The sequence below is a fragment of the Streptomyces rapamycinicus NRRL 5491 genome (genome assembly GCF_024298965.1).
In the GTDB taxonomy this organism is placed as follows: Bacteria; Actinomycetota; Actinomycetes; order Streptomycetales; family Streptomycetaceae; genus Streptomyces; species Streptomyces rapamycinicus.
Genome location: NZ_CP085193.1, coordinates 7,849,145 through 7,863,979, shown reverse-complemented (window position 1 = coordinate 7,863,979; position 14,835 = coordinate 7,849,145). Strand labels below are relative to the sequence as shown.

Genomic DNA, 14,835 nt, shown 5'->3' with positions numbered 1-14,835 from the left:
CGGTGACCTGCCGGGAAAGGAAATCCGCTCAGTCGTCGTCGCCGAGCACCGGCTCGGGCAGCGACCCGGCGTTGTGCTCCAGGAGCCGCCAGCCCCGCGCACCCTCGCCCAGAACGGACCAGCAGCAGTTGGACAGGCCGCCCAGCGCCTCCCAGGTGCGGGGCTCCAGGCCGAGCAGCCGGCCGATGGTGGTGCGGATCGTGCCGCCGTGGCTGACCACCACGAGCGTGCCGTCGTCCGGCAGCTTGTCGGCGCTCTCGAGCACCACCGGCGCCGCCCGGTCGGCGACCTCGGTCTCCAGCTCACCGCCGCCGCGCCGGATCGGCTCCCCGCGCTTCCACGCCGCGTACTCCTCGCCGAAGCGCCCGATGATCTCCTCGTGGGTCAGCCCCTGCCACTTGCCCGCGTAGGTCTCCCGCAGGCCCGCGTCATGCGCGATCGACAGACCCGTGACGGCGGACAGCTCGGCGGCCGTGGCCGCCGCCCGCTTCAGATCGGAGGCGATGATCGCGTCCGGCTTCAAGGCGGCGAGCAGCCGGGCCGCGCGGTGCGCCTGCGCGACACCGGTGTCGGTCAGCTCGATGTCCAGGGAGCCCTGGAAGCGGCGTTCTATGTTCCAGGCCGTCTGGCCGTGGCGCCACAGGACGATGCGGCGGCCACGGGCGCCTTGGATGCCGTTCAGCTCAGCTCACCGCCCGCGCCGCCGTCCGGGCCTTGCGCCTGCGCGTACTCCTGCGCCTTGCCGCGGGTGGCCTCGGCGTCGGCCGGGAGCTCCAGCTGCGGGCAGTCCTTCCAGAGCCGCTCCAGGGCGTAGAACACCCGCTCCTCGCTGTGCTGGACGTGCACCACGATGTCCACGTAGTCCAGCAGCACCCAGCGGGCCTCTCGGTCGCCCTCGCGACGCACCGGCTTGGCACCCAGGTCCTTGTTCAGCCGCTCCTCGATCTCGTCGACGATCGACTTGACCTGGCGGTCGTTGGGCGCCGAGGCCAGCAGGAAGGCGTCGGTGATGGAGAGCACATCGCTGACGTCGTACGCGATGATGTCGTGCGCGAGCTTGTCGGCGGCCGCCTGGGCGGCGGCGTTGATGAGCTCGAGGGAGCGGTCCGTGGCGGTCACAGGCAAGGCTTTCGGTCGGTGGTACCTCGAAGGTCTGGCTCCCCCCAGGGTCTCACGGCCCACCGTCACGCCGGGCGGCCGTAGTCCGGGCCGTCCGGCCGCCTCAGCCCGTGGCGTCGTAGTCCGGGCCGAGGAGGACCGTGATGTCCGCGTTGGCCGCGCCCTTGCCCTTCCGCACCGCCGATTCCGGCAGCCCGAGCGTCTTGGCGACCTCCTTGGCCTGCCCCGCTTGGGCGTTGTCCGCGTAGGTCACCCGGGAGGCCGACTGCGCGTCGCCGCCCTCCGTGGCCGTGACGACCGTGAAGCCGCCGTTGACCAGTGCCACCCGCGCGGCGCTCGACGCGTCCTTGGGGCCTCCGGCGTTGGTCACGCTGACCCGGGGCGCGGTGCTCTTGTCGGAGTTCTTGACCGTGCCGCCCAGGATGTCCTTGACCACATGGTCGGTCGCCTGGCTGCTGAGCGTCCCGTCCGGCTGGACCGGCAGCATCGCGGTGTCGTACGCACCGCTCTTGGCCTGCTCGGCCAGCTTCGCCAGCGACGCGCCCAGCTGCTGCTCGGACAGCGACGGGTCGGGGATCTGGGCCAGCGACTCCACGGTGCTGGTGGCGCCCTTCTCGTCGCTGGAGAGCTTCTTCAGGGCCGCGTGCATGACCTGCCCGAACCGCGCGAGCTGCTTGGACTGTGCCTCGCCGGGCGCGCGGTAGGTGGCGTACGCCACGGCCGCCTGGCCGCTCACGATCTGGTCCTTGCCCCGCTTGACCAGGGGGTCCTCGCCCTTCTGGGGGCTGGGGACGGTCGCGTCGGTGTCGATGCTGATCCCGCCGACCAGCTCTACCAGGTTCTCCAGATAGGGCGTGTCCAGCCGCCAGGTGCCCTGGATCTTCGACCCCAGCAGGGTGCTCAGCGAGTCCCGGGTGGAGTCCGAGCCCTCGTCGGTCACGGACTTGCCGAGCGTGGTGGAGGCGCCGTCCTCGGTGGAGACGGCCAGCGAGTTCGGCAGCAGGACGGTGGTGCCCTTCTTGGTGGTCTCGTTGTCCACCAGCAGGGCCGTGGAGGTGCGGCCGCCCTTGGTCTCGCGCAGATGGACGACGATCACATCGCGCTTCTGCGGCCCGCCCGCGGCCGCCTGGTCCTGGGCGTCGTCGGACAGCCCCGGGAGCTTGCCCTCGTACCAGAGGTAACCGACCCCGCCCGCCGCGGCGAGGACCAGGACCACGACGAGCGCGACGAGCCGGTTGCGGCCCTTGCGGCGGCGTTCGTCACGGCGCTCGGAACGGGTCTCGGCGAACTTCAGCCAGTCGATGACGTCGTCGGATTCCTCGTCCTGCTCCTCGACGAAGGAGAACTGCTCGGTGTGGTACTCCTCCCGATCGGCGCCCCCGGGGCGCTTCCGCTCCGCGGACCGGGGCCCGGCGGACCGGGGCTCCCCGGACGGAGGCGGCTCGGTCCCGGGGCGCAGCTGCTCCGGGCTCAGCTCCTCGTAGGGGTTCGGCTCCGGGCCGGGCTCCTCGCGCTGCGGGGGGACGGTCGGGGCGGCGGCTGCCTCCGGGTAGCCGTAGCCGTAACCCTGCGGTGGCTGCTGTTGGTACTGCTGTTGCTGGTACTGCTGCTGTTGTCGCTGCTGAACGTACGGGTCGTAGTTCTGCGTCTGGGACTGCTGCTGGTGCTGCGGCCGGCCGTAAGGGTCGTACCCGTACCCGTCGTGCTGCTGCTGTTGCCGCTCCCCGTACTGCGCCTGCTGCTGCGCGTACGGGTCGTAACTCTGCTGCTGTTCCGCCTGCGGCTGGTAAACCGGACGCCCATAGGCGTCATAGCCGTAGATCTGCGGCTCCTGGCCATACGGGTCCTGTGCGTACGGGTCGTACGGATCCTGCCGGTCGTTCACCGGTACCCCTTCAGCAGTCGTGCCGGTACAGCTCGCGCTTGTCGATGTAGCGCACCACGCCGTCCGGCACCAGGTACCAGACGGGGTCGCCATGAGCGACCCGCGCCCGGCAGTCCGATGACGAGATCGCCAAAGCCGGGACCTCCACCAGCGACACCCCGCCCTCCGGCAGCCCCGGGTCGGCCAGTATGTGCCCGGGTCTGGTCACCCCGATGAAGTGGGCCAGCGAGAAGAGCTCTTCGGCGTCGCGCCAGGTGAGGATCTGGTTGAGTGCGTCGGCCCCGGTGATGAAGAACAGATCGGCGTCACCGTTGAGCGCGCGCAGCTCCCGGAGCGTGTCGGTGGTGTACGTGGGCCCGCCGCGGTCGATGTCGATACGGCTGACCGAGAACTGCGGGTTCGAGGCGGTCGCGATGACCGTCATCAGATAGCGGTCCTCGGCCGGGGAGACCTTCTTGTGACTCTTCTGCCAAGGCTGCCCGGTCGGCACGAACACCACCTCGTCGAGGTGGAACTGCGAGGCCACCTCGCTCGCCGCGACCAGGTGGCCGTGGTGGATCGGGTCGAACGTCCCGCCCATCACACCCAGTCGCCGCTTGCCGGACCCTTTCTGCTCTTCCATGCGTGCAGACCCTACTGGGCCCGGCCCGGAGCCGGGGCCCATAGGGGCAATCGCCCAGGTCAGCGGTCCCGGTTGAAGCGCGTGGTGATCCACAGCAGCAGGAAGAGGATCACCAGGGCCGCACCGCCGGTCATGAAGGGGCTGATGCTCGGGTGGGTGTCGGCGTGCTCACCGCCCTCGGACGCGAGCGTGGTCAGGGCGGCATGTGCGGTGCTGAAAGCGGTCATCGCGGCAGTACCTATCCGGGTCTAGGCGTCACAACACGTCGGCCACATCGTATGCGAGGCGGTTTTCGGTCCCGATGTCCGTCCTGCTGGTGGCAGCCCCGCTCGTCATCAGTCCTGCTCGTATCCGCCTTGTATCCGCTCAGTCCTGCTTGTAACCGCGCAGCAGGAACCAGGCGAGCAGGGCGGCGCCCACCACGCCGACCACGATGACGATGCGCAGCAGCGCTCCCGGGCCGTCGTTGCTGTGGGAGGTGGCGGCGAGGGCTTCGGTGAGGCCAGTCATTTCGGGCATGTCTCCACGCTAACCCCCAGGCGCTCAGGGCCTAGGCTGGGGGCCGCCGGACGAGGGGCCCGGACCGGGCGCCCCGTCGAGCGGGCAATCAACGAGGGGGCGACATGAGCGACAGCCACGAGACCGGTGGTGGAAACGGGACGGGAGACGCCCGGGAGCATGTGCCCGGCCGGGAACGGCGGCGGTTCCCCGGGATCTCCTCACGGGCGTACGAACATCCGGCGGACCGCTCCGCGCTGGTCGCGCTGCGCAAGCTGACCGGCTTCGACACCGTCTTCAAGGCGATGAGCGGTCTGCTGCCCGAGCGAAGCCTGCGGCTGCTCTACCTCTCCGACTCGGTGCGGGTCAGCGAGCGGCAGTTCACCCATCTCCACGACATGCTGCGGGACGCCTGCTACATCCTGGACCTGGAGCGGGTCCCGGCCATGTACGTCACCCAGAACCCGCAGCCGACCGCGATGTGCATCGGCATGGACGCGCCGATCATCGTGGTCTCCACCGGTCTGGTCGAGCTGCTCGACGAGGAGGAGATGCGGGCGGTCATCGGCCATGAGGTGGGCCATGCGCTGTCGGGGCACTCGGTCTACCGGACGATACTGCTCTTCCTCACCAGCCTCGCCATGAAGGTCGCCTGGATTCCGCTCGGCAATGTGGCGGTGCTGGCGCTGGTCACGGCGCTGCGCGAGTGGTTCCGCAAGTCGGAGCTGTCGGCGGACCGGGCAGGGCTGCTGGTGGGGCAGGATCTGCGGGCCTCGATGCGCGGGCTGATGAAGCTCGCGGGCGGCCATCACCTCCATGAGATGAACGTGGACGCCTTCCTGGAGCAGGCGGAGGAGTACGAGTCGAGCGGCGATCTGCGGGACTCCGTCCTCAAGATCATGAACATGCTGCCGCGCAGCCATCCGTTCACCACCGTGCGCGCCGCCGAGCTCAAGAAGTGGGCCGCGACCCGCGATTACCAGCGGCTCATGGACGGCCACTACCCGCGCCGCGACGAGGACCGGGACACCTCGGTCAGCGACTCGTTCCGGGAGTCCGCGAGCCACTACGCGGAGTCGGTCCGCAACAGCAAGGACCCGCTGTTCGCCTTCGTCAGGGACGTGGCGGGGGGCGCCGGGGACCTGGGCAGCAAGCTGCGCGACCGGTTCACCGGTGGCGCGGGCAAGCACGGTGAGACCGCCGAGGAGGGCACGCCGCCCCGGGAGGAGCCCCGTGACGAGCCCCGGGGCGGGGCTGAGGACGGGGCTCAGGGCGGGGCTCAGGACGCGACCGAGGACCAGCGACCCGGAGACGGGCCTGAGGAGCGACCGGGCAACGACGGGGCCGGGGACACCCCGCCGCGGCGCTGAGCCGGCCCCTGACGGCCCTCAGGACCGCCCGTCGACGGCGGGCTGGGTCCCGGGGGCCATGACGCCGCACAGCGACACCGTGGTCCGGCCCGTGGTGTACGGGTCGGTGCCCGTCGGGGCGTCGCCCTTGGCGCTCTGACCGGCGAGCATCGGCCGCAGATAGCCGGAGGCGTTCGCGGCGCAGGCCTGCGGACCCGCCAGCACGGTGCTCTGCACCAGCTCCAGATGGTGGTCGCGCAGATCGTCCCGGTCGAAGCGGAACCGCGTCTCACGGCGCACGGTGAACAGCGAGGCATGGTCCGGTCCGCGCTCATGGGCCGGCTGGAGCGCGTAGACGAAGACGTGATCGGCGGCGACCTCCAGGGTCGCGGCGCTGCGCTCGATGACCGTAAGGGTGCCGCGGACCCGCACCGGAGTGTCGGCCAGGGTCACCTCGGCCGGGTTGAAGCGGTTCAGCCAGCCGGTGGCCGCATGCCGTCCGTCGTCGACCGGATGTTCGATGCTCTGGTCGAACTGGGTCTGCTGGGCGGGATCCAGCAGCAGCCTTACGGCCTGCACCGGGCCGCCGGTGAGCACACCCGGGTCGATGGCGGATCTGACCAGGTAGTCCTTGGCGGTGGTGAGCGCCGTCATCACCTGGCTCTCGGAGAAGCTCTGGGTGCGGCGGGCGCCGGGCACGGTGACCCCTTCGGCACCGGTGCGGAACTCGGCGGCCGGGCTGTTGCGGAACAGCCGGTCCGGCGGCCCTCCGGGCACCTCACCGCGCGGCGCGAGCGGCACCACGCTGCTGTGCAGTGGCTCCACGGTCTGCGGCTGCGGCGTCTGGTACGGGTGGCGCACCCCCATGTAGACGGCGGCCGCGAAGGCGATGGCGATCAGCAGGACGAGCGCGACGGCCTGGCGCGACGCCCCGGCCCTGGCCCAGGCGTGCCGGCTGCGCACCGCCCGTGCGTGCTCGCCCATGCGCTCGTCGGCGGAGAACTCCTGGAGCCGGGCAGCACGGACGAACGACTCGTCGAACACGACGGAGCGGTACTCGTCCTCACCACCTCCCGGGACGCCCTCGGGTGTCCCCTCGGGAGGGTCTCCACGCCCGGTCATATCTCAAGAGTAGGTCGCCGGGGGCGACGGTAAACGCGGTGGTACTCCACAACTTGGGAGGCGAGTGCGGAGGAAACGCCCCATAGGCCGCGACATGCTAGCGAGCTGCGAGGACGTCACCGCGACGGCGGCACGGCGGAGGCGGTCGGGCCCTTGGCCCCGGTCGGCTCCGGGGCCGACTCCGACCCCGAGGGCTCCAGGCGCGGCTGCCCCGCGGGCGAGCCGTCGACACCGCTGGTGGCGGGCGGCGGGGCGGGGTCCTGGCGGTTGCCCGAGGCGCCCCGGTAGACCGCCGTGAAGGCCAGGGCGACCACCCCGATGCCCATCAGGACGGCCAGCAGCCAGGCCACCGGGCGGTGCCAGCGGGCATGGCCGCGGTAAGGACGCCCCGCGCTGCCGTAGCGCCCGTAAGGGCCGTACGCGTCGTCCCCGTCCCGCCCGGGGCCGAAGCGTCCGTCGCGGTCGTCCGCGCCGTAGAAGTCGGCCTCCGCCCCGTACCCGTCCTCGAAGAGCTCGTCCTCGGGCGGGACACCGGCCCTGCGGCGCCGGGACGCCTCGGCCTCGGCACGGGCCTCGGCGGCGGCCAGCATCCGCTCGATGGCGGTGGGCTCATGGATCGGGGCCGACCGTACGAAGTCCTCGTCGAATACCACGGCGGCGAACTCGTCGTTCGTCTCGCCGTGGCTGCGGTCGTCGGGCTCGTCGCCGTCCGGGAACGGCTTGCCCCCCACGTCGTCCGGCACCCATTCAGAGTAGACCGGACGGGTCAATTTGGGCAGGGTGAAATGGTATTCGGGGGAAGATCCACCCCAGCGGTGCCGGAAATCGACTATCCCCCGAACGGGTGACTCAGCGGGTGTGGCCGTCGCCGGTGACGATGTACTTCGTCGAGGTCAGCTCGGGCAGCGCCATGGGCCCCCGGGCGTGCAGCTTCTGGGTGGAGATGCCGATCTCGGCGCCGAAGCCGAACTGCCCGCCGTCGGTGAACCGCGTGGAGACGTTCACGGCGACCGTGGTGGAGTCCACGAGCTGGGTGAAGCGGCGGGCGGCCTGCTGGGACGTCGTGACGATGGCCTCGGTGTGCCCGGAGGACCACAGGCGGATGTGGCTCACCGCGGCCTCCAGGGAGTCCACGACGCCCGCCGCGATGTCGTACGAGAGGTACTCGGTCTCCCAGTCGTCGACCACCGCCGGGACCATCGTGGCCTTTGAGCCCTCCGCGAGCGCCATGACCCGCTCGTCCGCGTGGACCGTGACCCCGGCCTCGGCCAGCGCGTCCAGGGCGCGGGGCAGGAACCGGGCGGCGATGTCCTGGTGCACCAGCAGCGTCTCCGCCGCGTTGCACACGCTCGGCCGCTGGGCCTTGGAGTTCACCAGGATCTCGACCGCCATGTCGAGGTCGGCGTCGGCGTCCACGTACACATGGCAGTTGCCGGTGCCGGTCTCGATGACCGGGACCGTGGACTCCTCGACGACGGTACGGATGAGGGACGCGCCGCCGCGCGGGATCAGCACGTCCACCAGGCCGCGGGCGCGCATCAGCTCGCGCACCGACTCGCGGCTCTCGCCCGGCACCAGCTGCACCGCGTCCGCGGGCAGCCCCGCCCCGCCTACGGCGTCGCGCAGGACCTTCACCAGCGCGGCGTTGGAGTGGGACGCCGATGAGGAGCCACGCAGCAGCACCGCGTTGCCCGACTTCAGGCAGAGCGCCGTGGCGTCCACCGTCACATTCGGCCGGGCCTCGTAGATGATCCCGACGACGCCGAGCGGAACGCGCACCTGGCGCAGGTCGATCCCGTTGGGCAGCGTGGAGCCGCGCACCACCTCGCCGACCGGGTCGGGCAGCGCGATCACGTCGCGGACATCGGAGGCGATGGCCCGTACCCGCTCGGGGGTGAGCGTCAGCCGGTCCACGATGGCGTCGCTGGTGCCGGCCTCGCGGGCCCGCTCCACATCGGCCGCGTTGGCCTCCACGATCTCCTTGGTGCGCACCTCCAGGGCGTCGGCCATCGCGAGCAGCGCGTCGTCCTTGAGGGCGCGCGGCAGTGGCGCGAGATCGGCGGCCGCGACCTGGGCCCGGTAGGCGGCCTGGAGGACCGGGGACTTCGGCCAGGGGTCGGTGAGCGGCGACGTGGGTGCGCTGGTCATGTCCGAAGCGTACTGAGCCGGGGGCGGAGATCCACGCACTATTCCGCAGTTCGAGATGGCATTCTCACATCTCGGCGTCGCACAAGGCCCTCAGAACGGATGCACGCCCACCGGAGAGGCCGGTGGCGGTCCGTATCCCTCCGCGACCCGATGGTGATACGTATCACGGTCGATGACCTCGAGCCCCACGATCTCCCAGGGCGGCAGCTTGGCCGAGGCCCGGTGCTCGCCCCACAGCCGCAGCGCGACCGCCGCGGCGTCATGCAGATCGCGGGCCTCTTCCCAGTAGCGGATCTCGGCGTGATCGTTGGCATAGCGGCTGGTCAGCAGGAACGGATGGTCATGGGCCAGCTGCTCGAGCGCCCTGCGGACCTCCGGCAGCGGCGCCTCGCTCCCCGAGACGCTGAGGGTGATGTGCCACAGCCGGGACGCCTCGCCACGCCCGGCATCGCGCGCCAAGGCATCGTGCGCCACGGCGTCGCCGGACCCGGCGTCGCCCGCTCCGACACTGGTCAGGGTGCGCTCCGCCGCCCCTCTGGGCGACGCCCCCGGGCGCCCTCGTCTCACCGACGGCCTCCTGTAACTCGCTGCTCCGCTCACGCGCGGGCGGAGCATCTCATGACGGTGCCATGGCCGCGGCCTTCCGCTCGGACTCCGCCGCGTCTCCCACAGCCGGCGCGCTGCCCCGCGCGACCCCGTTGAACAAAGTTGACCAGCCCACGCCCGCCCGCGGGGCGCTTTTGAGGTTTTTCGGAGGGGGGTTATTTTCCGGCGGCTCGGTTCTCCCCGAGTCGCCTCGAGGGTGCCCGTGCCGCCGGAGCGGCTCAGTCCAGGACGACGAGGTCGTCGCGGTGGACCACCTCGCGTTCATAGGCCGGGCCGAGCTCGCGGGCCAGGTCCCTGGTCGAGCGGCCGATCAGCTGCGGGATCTCCTTGGCGTCGAAGTTGACCAGTCCACGGGCCACGGGGCGGCCCTCGGTGTCCCTCAGCTCGACCGGGTCACCGGCGGTGAATTCGCCCTCCACGGCCGCGATCCCGGCGGGCAGCAGCGAGGTGCGGCGCTCCACGACGGCCCGTACCGCGCCGTCGTCCAGGGTGAGGGCGCCACGTGGCGCGGAGGCGTGGGCGAGCCAGAGCAGCCGGTTCGCCGAGCGGCGGCCGGTGCGGTGGAAGAACGTGCCCGTACGGCGGCCGAGCAGGGCGTCCCCGGCCCGGCTGGCGGAGGTGAGCACCACCGGGACCCCGGCCGCGGTGGCGATCCGGGCCGCCTCGACCTTGGTGACCATGCCACCGGTGCCCACCCCGGAGCGGCCCGCGCTGCCGATGGAGACACCGTCCAGGTCCCGAGGGCCCCGGACCTCGCCGATCCGGGAGGTACCGGGGGTCCTGGGGTCCCCGTCGTACAGGCCGTCCACATCGGAGAGCAGCACCAGCAGATCCGCCCGGACGAGATGGGCGACCAGGGCCGCGAGCCGGTCGTTGTCACCGAACCGGATCTCGTCCGTGGCCACCGTGTCGTTCTCGTTGACGATCGGCAGCGCGCCCATGGCCAGCAGCTGGTCCAGGGTGCGGGTGGCGTTGCGGTAGTGGGCGCGGCGGCTGGTGTCGTCCGTGGTGAGCAGCACCTGGCCGACGCGGCGCCCGTAGCGCGCGAAGGAGGCCGTGTAGCGGGCCACCAGGAGCCCCTGTCCGACGCTCGCGGCCGCCTGCTGGCGGGCGAGGTCGCGGGGGCGCCGGTCCAGGCCCAGCGGCGCCAGCCCGGCGGCGATGGCACCGGAGGAGACGAGGACTATCTCCTTGCCGTTCGTGCCGCCCTTACTGTCGCCGCCCTTACCGTCGCCGTCCCTGCCGCCGTCGCCCTTACCGTCGCCGTCGAGCACCTTGGCGAGCACGTCGACCAGCGCGTCCACACGGTCCGCGTCCAGGCCCCCCGCCGCGGTGGTGAGGGAGGACGAGCCGACCTTGACCACGATCCTGCGGGCGGCGGCCACCTCGTCCCGTACCGCCGACCCGTCCTGCTCCGCCACGCCGCTCCCTCGTTCGTCCCCGGCCCGTCACACGCCCCGAAGAAACGCATGCCTTACACACTCATCATGACAAGGGGGCAATCTACGACAGTCGGTCCTCGCCCGCCTCGGCATTTCAGCCTCCGGACACCGCCCGCGCACACCGCCTCACCCACCGCCATGAGCGCCCCGCGGACACCTCTCGGGGGACCTTTGACACCGATTGCGACCGGTTGGCACCGGCGCGGATTGTCACCGGGCCGGGCGTCGGCATACGGTCAGGGGTCCCCCCAGTCCGTTGCCCTCCTGCCAGGAGCCCACCCCGTGCCCTCTGCCGGAATCGCCCCACGCCGGGTCGTACAGCTGACGGCGCTGCTCGCGATGCTCGTGTTCTTCGCCACACAGCTCGTCGGCGCCGTGCTTCCGAACGTACCGCTTTTCATCGCCTCCTCGGCGTGCGGTCTCGCGCTCGATCTCTTCCTGCAGCACAAGCAGCCCGGTCTGCTGTCGCTGCTGGGGAAGATCCGCCTCGACGTCACGGTGCGCCAGCTGTTCCGCGACATGCTCATCATGGTCGGGCTGCTGCGCATCGAGGGCATCAATCCCCTGCACGAGCAGGCGCCCCTGACCGTGGGGCTGCTGCTCTTCTACCTGGTGCACTTCGCCTGCCAGGCGGCGGCCATCCTGGTCCGCCGGACCCGGCAGCTGCCGTTCGTCACGCGCAACATCGACGCGTCCGCGCTGCGCCTGAACGATGCCCCGCCGCGGCTGTTCGCCCGTCAGCACGGGCGCCGTCTGCTGCGGCTGGCCGCGCCGGTCACCGCCGGTCTGCTGATCACCGCCGCCACCAAGGACGCCGTCTGGGGCGGCGCCGGCCTGACGATCGCGCTGCTGATCGGCATCGGCGGCACGGCCCACCTGGCCAGCTGGCTGCTGCCGCGCAAGCGCGTGGCGAACGAGGCCACGGCCCTGCGCTGGCTGGACCAGTGGCTGGCCGACTACCAGCCGACCGTGGGCATGTACTTCTCCGGCGGCAACTCCTCGGCGTACCAGGCGAACATGTGGCTCTCCACGCTCGCCGCGCTCGACGGCAAGCCGATCATCGTGCTCCGTGAGCGGTTCATGGTGCAGAAGGTGGAGGCTACGGACGTGCCGATCGTCTGCCTCCCCAAGGTCGCGCATCTGATGCGGCTGGAGCACTCGACGCTCAAGGTGCTGCTGCACCCGGCGAACTCCGGCAAGACCTCGCAGGTGCTGCGCATCCCCTCGATCAAGCACGCGTTCATCAACCACGGCGAGAGCGACAAGCTCTCCAGCTGCAACCCGTACGCCAAGGCGTACGACGAGGTGTGGGTCGCGGGCCCGGCGGCGCGCGAGCGCTACCAGCTCGCCGACATCGGCGTCGAGGACAAGGACGTCGTGGAGGTCGGCCGGCCGCAGCTGGCCCCCATCCGCCCCTACGCGGGCGTGCCCACCGGTGAGTTGACGACGGTGCTGTACGCGCCGACCTGGGAGGGCTGGGACGGGAACCCCGGCAACACCTCGGTGATCCTGGCCGGTGAGAACATCGTCCGCGAGTTGCTCGCCGACCCCAAGGTGCGCCTGCTGTACAAGCCGCACCCGATGACCGGCTCCGTCGACCCGCGCGCGGGCCGCGCCAACGAACGCGTCAAGGCGATGATCGCCGAGGCGAACACCAAGCGCACCGGCGACCGCCCCGGCGCGGAGGCCGCCGCCGAGCTGGCCCGGTGCGCCGATGAACTCAACCGGCTCACCAGCACCGCCTTCCGGGCCAGCGCGGACGAGATCGAGCGCATGAAGCTCCAGGGGGCCCCGGACGGCGACCGCGCGGCGGCCGTCGCCGCGGCCACCGCCGCCTGGGAGAGCGCCTACTGGGCCTCGCTGCCGGTCTGGGAGCACCAGATCATCACCGGTCCGCGTCCGGCGATCTTCACCTGCTTCAACCAGGCCGACGTGCTGATCAGCGATGTCTCCAGCGTAGTCTCGGACTACCTGACGAGCGAGAAGCCGTACGCCGTGGCGAACACCAGCGGGATGACGGAGGAGGAGTTCCGGGCGGGCTTCCCGACCGTGCGCGCCGCCACGATCCTCACGCCGGAAGCCGCGGGCATGACCGGACTGCTGGAAGCGGTCCGCGACCCCGAGAAGGACACCCTCGCGGGCGCCCGCGCCGAGCTGAAGGTGCATCTGCTCGGCCCGTCCGACCCGCCGTCGCTGGTGCGCTTCGACCAGGCCACGCAGGACCTGTGCCGCAAGGCCGACGAGCGCCGGGCCCGGATGGCCACCCGGCTCACCGACGAGATCCCCTCGCAGCGCGAGGCCCGGGACGCCGCGGAGGAGATGGAGCTGGAGTCCGGCTCTGCGGAGCCGGAGGAGACCGCGACGGTCTGACGTCCGGCGGTCCGAGCCGACGGCGGGCACCGAGAGCATGACGAAGGGCCCGGGAGATTTCTCCCGGGCCCTTCGTCATGCCATCTGCCGGGTGGCACCGGGAAGCCCGCTCAGAGCCCGCGCGGGAGCCCGGAGCATCCGGGACCACCCAGGGGCGCCCCGCTGCGGCCACGCGGCCCTCAGAACGGCTTGAACGTGTCGAACTCCTCGTCCGCCTCGTCGCGCTCGGCATCCCGGTCCCGCCGCCGCTGCGCGGCCGGGCGCGGGGTGTCGAAGCGGTGGTCCTCACCACGGCGGCCCAGCATCTCCGCGCCGGTCGCGAGGCTCGGCTCCCAGTCGAAGACGACCGCGTCGTCCTCGGGGCCGATGACGACCTCGTCGCCCGAGTGGGCGCCCGCCTTCATCAGCTCCTCCTCGACGCCGAGGCGCGCCAGGCGGTCGGCGAGGTAGCCCACGGCCTCGTCGTTGGCGAAGTCGGTCTGACGCACCCAGCGTTCGGGCTTCTCGCCCAGCACGCGGTAGAAGCCCTCCTCGGCGACGACCCTGAAGCCCGCGTCGTCCACGGCCTTCGGCCGGATGACGATCCGGGTCGCCTCGTCCTTCGGCTTCGCCTCCCGCGCCTCCGCGACGATCTTCGCCAGGGCGAAGGACAGCTCCTTGAGACCGAGATGTGCGACCGCCGAGGCCTCGAGGACCTGGTAGCCGCGGGCCTCCAGATCGGGCCGGATGATGTCGGCGAGGTCCTTGCCGTCGGGGATGTCGACCTTGTTGAGCACGACGACCCGCGGCCGGTCGTCCAGACCGCCGTACTGGGCCAGCTCCGCCTCGATGACGTCGAGGTCGGTCAGCGGATCGCGCTCGGACTCCAGCGCCGCGGTGTCCAGCACGTGCACCAGCACCGAGCAGCGCTCGACATGGCGCAGGAACTCCAGGCCGAGGCCCTTGCCCTGGCTGGCGCCGGGGATCAGGCCGGGGACGTCGGCGATGGTGTAGACGGTCGAACCGGCCGTGACCACACCGAGGTTGGGCACCAGCGTGGTGAACGGATAGTCGGCGATCTTCGGCTTGGCCGCCGAAAGCACCGAGATCAGCGAGGACTTGCCGGCGCTCGGGTAGCCGACGAGGGCCACGTCCGCGACGGTCTTGAGCTCCAGGACGACGTCGCCGGAGTGACCCGGCTCGCCCAGCAGCGCGAAGCCGGGGGCCTTGCGGCGGGCCGAGGCGAGCGCGGCGTTGCCGAGGCCGCCGCGGCCGCCCTGGGCGGCGATGTAGGTGGTGCCCTCCCCGATCAGATCGGCCAGGACGTTGCCCCGCTTGTCGAGCACGACGGTGCCGTCCGGGACCGGCAGGACCAGGTCGGTACCGTCCTTGCCGGAGCGGTTGCCGCCCTCGCCGGGCTTGCCGTTGGTGGCCTTGCGGTGGGGGCTGTGGTGATAGTCGAGCAGGGTGGTGACGGACTGGTCCACGACCAGGATCACATCGCCGCCCCGGCCGCCGTTGCCGCCGTCCGGTCCCCCGAGCGGCTTGAACTTCTCGCGGTGCACGGAGGCGCAGCCGTGGCCTCCGTTACCCGCGGCGACATGCAGTTCGACGCGGTCCACGAAGGTGGTCATGACGGGTGCCTCCAGCTACATACGGGTTCGGGGATGTTCTGATGTGCCTCACGCTCGTAAC

At 71.5% G+C, this 14,835-nt stretch carries 14 protein-coding genes; 2 read left to right on the top strand and 12 right to left on the bottom strand.

Annotated features, from left to right (window positions below):
* Window positions 1–28 precede the first annotated feature (28 nt).
* The 6 genes from LIV37_RS32680 to LIV37_RS32655 form a co-directional block, all read right to left on the bottom strand.
* Complete coding sequence (locus LIV37_RS32680; protein WP_121824239.1) at window positions 29–682, bottom strand: histidine phosphatase family protein; 654 nt, start codon at window positions 680–682, stop codon at window positions 29–31.
* Window positions 679–1,119 carry a ribosome silencing factor gene (rsfS, locus tag LIV37_RS32675; RefSeq protein ID WP_020871362.1) on the bottom strand — a complete coding sequence of 147 codons (441 nt, stop codon included), beginning with the start codon at window positions 1,117–1,119 and terminating at the stop codon, window positions 679–681. Before rsfS ends, LIV37_RS32680 begins: the two co-directional genes overlap by 4 nt.
* Before the next feature lie 103 nt (window positions 1,120–1,222).
* On the bottom strand, window positions 1,223–3,004 hold the full coding sequence (locus LIV37_RS32670; protein ID WP_020871361.1) for a LytR C-terminal domain-containing protein: 1,782 nt from the start codon (window positions 3,002–3,004) through the stop codon (window positions 1,223–1,225).
* 10 nt (window positions 3,005–3,014) lie between these two features.
* Window positions 3,015–3,626, bottom strand: coding sequence for a nicotinate-nucleotide adenylyltransferase (gene nadD, locus LIV37_RS32665; protein WP_037945980.1), 612 nt, complete (start codon window positions 3,624–3,626; stop codon window positions 3,015–3,017).
* A gap of 59 nt (window positions 3,627–3,685) precedes the next feature.
* Window positions 3,686–3,853 carry a hypothetical protein gene (locus LIV37_RS32660; RefSeq protein WP_020871359.1) on the bottom strand — a complete coding sequence of 56 codons (168 nt, stop codon included), beginning with the start codon at window positions 3,851–3,853 and terminating at the stop codon, window positions 3,686–3,688.
* A 139-nt stretch (window positions 3,854–3,992) separates the two neighbouring features.
* Window positions 3,993–4,145 carry a hypothetical protein gene (locus LIV37_RS32655; RefSeq protein WP_044575378.1) on the bottom strand — a complete coding sequence of 51 codons (153 nt, stop codon included), beginning with the start codon at window positions 4,143–4,145 and terminating at the stop codon, window positions 3,993–3,995.
* A gap of 104 nt (window positions 4,146–4,249) precedes the next feature.
* Here LIV37_RS32655 and LIV37_RS32650 point away from each other — a divergent pair, with 104 nt between their 5' ends.
* Window positions 4,250–5,494, top strand: coding sequence for a M48 family metallopeptidase (locus tag LIV37_RS32650; protein WP_020871357.1), 1,245 nt, complete (start codon window positions 4,250–4,252; stop codon window positions 5,492–5,494).
* 18 nt (window positions 5,495–5,512) lie between these two features.
* Here LIV37_RS32650 and LIV37_RS32645 read toward each other — a convergent pair whose 3' ends face one another.
* The 5 genes from LIV37_RS32645 to proB form a co-directional block, all read right to left on the bottom strand.
* Window positions 5,513–6,595: an SCO2583 family membrane protein gene (locus LIV37_RS32645; protein ID WP_121824240.1), complete on the bottom strand. Its 1,083-nt coding sequence runs from the start codon at window positions 6,593–6,595 to the stop codon at window positions 5,513–5,515.
* A gap of 116 nt (window positions 6,596–6,711) precedes the next feature.
* Window positions 6,712–7,338 (bottom strand): SCO2584 family spore wall biosynthesis protein, encoded by a 627-nt coding sequence (locus tag LIV37_RS32640; protein WP_243146125.1) that lies wholly within the window; start codon window positions 7,336–7,338, stop codon window positions 6,712–6,714.
* A 106-nt stretch (window positions 7,339–7,444) separates the two neighbouring features.
* Window positions 7,445–8,743 (bottom strand): glutamate-5-semialdehyde dehydrogenase, encoded by a 1,299-nt coding sequence (locus LIV37_RS32635; RefSeq protein WP_020871354.1) that lies wholly within the window; start codon window positions 8,741–8,743, stop codon window positions 7,445–7,447.
* A gap of 90 nt (window positions 8,744–8,833) precedes the next feature.
* Complete coding sequence (locus LIV37_RS32630) at window positions 8,834–9,310, bottom strand: hypothetical protein (RefSeq protein WP_121824241.1); 477 nt, start codon at window positions 9,308–9,310, stop codon at window positions 8,834–8,836.
* Window positions 9,311–9,567: 257 nt separating this feature from the next.
* Entirely contained in the window at window positions 9,568–10,770 is a 1,203-nt protein-coding gene (gene proB / locus LIV37_RS32625) for a glutamate 5-kinase (RefSeq protein ID WP_020871352.1), read from the bottom strand.
* 303 nt (window positions 10,771–11,073) lie between these two features.
* On the opposite strand from proB, the gene LIV37_RS32620 reads away from it, so the two are divergent.
* A complete protein-coding gene (locus LIV37_RS32620) occupies window positions 11,074–13,161 on the top strand; it encodes a hypothetical protein (RefSeq protein WP_020871351.1) in 2,088 nt (695 codons plus the stop codon).
* Between the two features lie 179 nt (window positions 13,162–13,340).
* Here LIV37_RS32620 and obgE read toward each other — a convergent pair whose 3' ends face one another.
* Entirely contained in the window at window positions 13,341–14,774 is a 1,434-nt protein-coding gene (obgE, locus tag LIV37_RS32615) for a GTPase ObgE (RefSeq protein ID WP_020871350.1), read from the bottom strand.
* Between the last annotated feature and the right edge of the window lie 61 nt (window positions 14,775–14,835).